The organism is Elizabethkingia miricola, from assembly GCF_001675285.1.
In the GTDB taxonomy this organism is placed as follows: Bacteria; Bacteroidota; Bacteroidia; order Flavobacteriales; family Weeksellaceae; genus Elizabethkingia; species Elizabethkingia miricola.
Genome location: NZ_LSGQ01000015.1, coordinates 1 through 4310, shown reverse-complemented (window position 1 = coordinate 4310; position 4310 = coordinate 1). Strand labels below are relative to the sequence as shown.

At 36.9% G+C, this 4310-nt stretch carries 2 protein-coding genes; both read left to right on the top strand.

All coding sequences use genetic code 11. The annotated features are described in order from the left end of the window. Positions 1–8: 8 nt before the first annotated feature. Positions 9–215, top strand: coding sequence for a hypothetical protein (locus ATE49_RS20360; protein ID WP_081278459.1), 207 nt, complete (start codon positions 9–11; stop codon positions 213–215). An 8-nt stretch (positions 216–223) separates the two neighbouring features. Then, the coding region (locus ATE49_RS10885) for a tape measure protein (protein ID WP_065082194.1) at positions 224–4310 on the top strand (4087 nt) is incomplete at its 3' end.

Sequence of the window (4310 nt, the reverse complement as noted above, 5' to 3'; positions counted from 1 at the left end):
TAAGAGCCATACATGGAAGATTAGGGCAGATATGCGCCCGCTTTCATTGGACTTTTGACTATTTGCTTTGGAAGATTGATTGGAGAATAGTACAACGTATGTTGATTGATGCATCTAATTACGAAACGGATGATGATAAAAAGAAGAATGATGGAATAACTCTTACTGAGCAGACATCAGAGGACTTTATTAGAAGCTTGGATATATATAAGTAGGAGGAGGAATGAATAATGCAGCTGGGGCACTTAATTTTAGGGCTACAATAGATTTATCAAATTTTAGGACTGGGATTAATCAGATTAGGACTGATATTCTCGGTCTTACTGGTGTTGTTGAACAACAGACTAGCAGAATGGATTCTGCTTTTAAAAACTTGTCATTAGGCATTGCCGGATATTTTTCAGCAAGCGCACTAAAAGGCTTCGTGATGGAGCTTATAGACATTAGGGGAGAGTTTCAAAAAACCGAGATAGCCTTTTCTACTATGCTTGGAAATGGAGGACAAGCAAAGCAATTGATGAACCAAATGGTCGATCTTGCTGCTAAAACTCCTTTCTCTCTTCAAGACGTTTCTAGTGGAGCAAAGCAATTGCTGGCGTTTCAAGTACCAGCTAATGAAGTAGTAGATACCCTTACCCGAATGGGTAATATTGCAGCAGGGTTATCTGTTCCTATTCAGCGTATAAATCTTGTTTACGGTCAGGTAAAAGCAAAAGGTAAATTGATGGGTGATGATCTCCGTCAGTTTACTGAAGCCGGAATTCCTATGGTTGCTGAACTTGCTAAAAAGTTCGGAAAGACAACTGCGGAAATATCTACAATGGTTTCGGCTGGGAAAATAGGATTTAACGATGTTAAAGACGTTTTGTTCTCATTAACCAATGAAGGAGGCATGTTCTTTAATTTAATGGAACAGCAGTCAGCCTCTTTGTCGGGGAAAGTCTCAAATCTGGGTGACAACTTTGAACAAATGTTGAATCAAATTGGTCAAAGCCAAGAAAGCATCCTTGGAAAAGGCATTGATGGTTTGTCTTATTTGGTTGAACACTATAAGGAGGTTCTAAATATAATTGAGGCTCTGGTTGTTGTTTATGGCGCTTATAGGGCAGCGTTGATAACTATTTCTGCTGTAGAATCTCTACGAAGTAAAACCATGACTAGAGATATAGCTTCTATGACATTTGCAGAAAGGATGGCTTTAGGTAGAGCTTTAGTTACAGAAAGGCAAGCTAAAGCAAACTTAATGGAAGCAGAAACAGAATTAGTTGCTGCAAATGCTAAGTTGGCAAATGCTCAGGCTGATAAAACAGCATTAGGCGCTATAATGGCATCTAACGCAGCTAAGGAGGTTAAAATAGCGACGACAAAAGTTGAAGCTGCACAAGAGGCATTGAGTACAGCTACTAAAAACGCAAGTGCATTAGCTGAAGTAAGACTTACTGCTGTGCAACAGTTGAGAGCTGCAGCAACTAGAGCAGTGGCTTCTGCGCAAGCTTTTCTGAATGCTACAATGCTTAATAATCCTTATGTATTAGCAACCATTGCAGTGGTCGGATTGGTTTATGCCTATTTCAAGCTTCGTGATACCACGACAGCACTTGAAAAAGCTGAAAAATCTCTAGCTGAAAACAGAGAAAGAAACATAAAGATTCTTGATGGGCTTAAATCAAAGACTCAGGAATATTTAACGGTACTAAGAAGTGACTATGCCACTAATTTGCAAAGGCATCAGGCATATGAGAAAATGCTATTGTTATATCCTGAGTTTCTGAAAAACATATCTATGGAGACGTTCCTAAAAATGGAACAGGTTAAAGTCAATAAACTTTTAGCGGAAGCTGAAGATTCGAAAAATAAGGAGCTTCTAATTGTAGATATTGATAAATCTAAAGATAAGATTCAAAAATTGAAGGATTTTATTAGAGATTTTGATAAAGGAATTGAACCTGAAAATTTTGGGCTTGAACATCACTGGACGTTAGGAGGCTATGTAAAAGAACTTGAAGGGGCTGAAATCGCACTTAAAAAGCAGCAATTTATTTTAGATAGACGTAATGAGGCTGAAAAAATAGCCAATATGACTGTTGAACAGAGAAAGGTATACTATGAAAATGAATATAAAAGCCTTGAATCTCAATTATTCCAACATCAACAAAAAAATAAACATTTAAAAGATGCTGATGTATTGACTGTTAAGCTTGGAAATTCCCTTGCCAATCTTTCTGTTTCATCTCTTTTACTTGAGATAAAAAAGGCGAAAAACGAATTGAGTTCCCTCCAAAATACTGCGCAGCCTGTTGATAAAAACAAAGCGTTCTGGGAACAGCAAAAGAAAGAGGCTTCCGAGGCAAATGATGCCATGAGTGGTAAGCAAATTGGCGGCGGTGACTGGAATAAAAATATAAAAAAGATACGTGAGGCCGATGAGCACTTGAAAGCTTACGACTACACTTTAAAAAAGGTAAAAAAGGAAACTAGGCAGATTGCCGAAATACTTCCGGTTGGATCTGTAAAAGAGCTGCAACAACGAGTGCGCCTCCTTCAAGAAGCGAAAGATCTTTCTATAAACAACCAGGTTAAAGTTCGTAAAGTAGATAAATATGGTCAGGATAAAGATAAAAGCGGAAAGCCTTACTATACTGGTGAAATTATAACCGTTGAAGAAGCTGAAAAAAGAATCAAACTGATAAACAGGAAGATTCGCGAAATGCAGACAAAGAATTTTAGTGATGAAGCTGAAGAAATAAAACGCCAGATTTCAGTGAGAGATATGCTTATGCAACAAGGTTTATCCAAGGAAACAGTAGATGATATGTTTCCTAAAATTAAAGATAAATCCTTCATTAAATATCTTGAAGAATCTGAAATAGCTATTAAAAAATTGCTTAACTCAGGCAAAGCCGATGAAGATACAGCAAATAACCTAAAATCGGTTTTAAACTCTATTAAAGAATATAAAGGAGTTGAAACATATATTGAAGGAGTAAATAATCAAATTGACGTCCTTAAAACAAAATTCTCTGGCAGTGAATTGATTTCAGAACTTGATAAATTCAAAAGATTAGATGCCGGAGATTCTACAGAAGAAGAGCGATCTGCGAAAAATAGAGCCGTTGAAAAAGCTAAGAACGAAGAGCGGATAACTCTTGAATCATCATACATTCAGTTACTCAATGACAGGAAGACATTTGAGGAAAAGAAAAATAAAATCATCAAAGACGCTAATGATTTAAGGACTTTAGCTAAAAATGATTCCGAGCTAAAAAAAATAGGTGAAGCAGAAAAAGAACAGCTTTCAAGTTTAACTGTAGAGGCTTTTAGGACTTCTAAGGATTGGGAAACTGCTTTTGGTGAATTGGAATACACTTCTAAATCTTCACTAGAAAGAATACTTAAGCAACTTGTTAATTTTCGTCAGGCAAATAAAGAAAATCTTTCTGTTCAGGATTATAAAACGATTTCTGATAAAATAACAGAAATTCAAAACAGATTAGCCCGTTTTGATCCATTAAAGGGACTTATATCGTCTTATAAAAACTATAGAAGCGACAGCGAGGCTCTTTTGAAGTTCCTGTCTGAGTTAGAACAAGCAAATGTAGATCTTGCGGAAAGCTATAATCTACTTAATAAGGCTCAGTCACAAGAAGAATTCGATGCTGCAATGAAAAAGCATGATGCAGCCTTGGAAAGAAGAAGAAGGGCTACAGAAGGAGTTAAGCAAGCAGAAGATAATTTATCTCAGTCAACAACTTCATTAAGAAAATCATTAGAATCTGTATCTGAATATTTCAACCAAGTAAGATCGGTAATATCCTCTGTTAGAGGTGTATTTGACGACTTAGGCCTGAGCATGGATAATGCGTTTGGAGACATTTTAGATAACCTGGAGCAGACAATGCAAGGTTTCGAACAGATGCAGAGCGGGTTAACTAACATGCTTGAAGGATTGGCTACTAAAAACCCGATCCAAGCAGTTGCGGGCGGAATTCAGGCTATAGGTGGAGTTATAAAAATGGTTTCTGGCTGGTTCAACAACGATAAAAAGAAAGAACGTGCTATAAAGAGAGAAGCAGACGCCCTGAGAGAATTAAAATCTGTATACGAAGATTTAGCTTATGCAGCCAGTAAAGCGTTAGGAGGAGATAAATATGATGCAGACAAAAAAAGTCTTCAAAATATTAAAGATCAACAGGCTAGGCTTCGTGAAATGTATCGTCTTGAAGCAGATAAGAAGAAAAGTGACAAAGGAAAAATGCAGGATTATCAGGAACAGATAAAAGTTCTTGATCGTCAGTATCAGGATTTAGTTG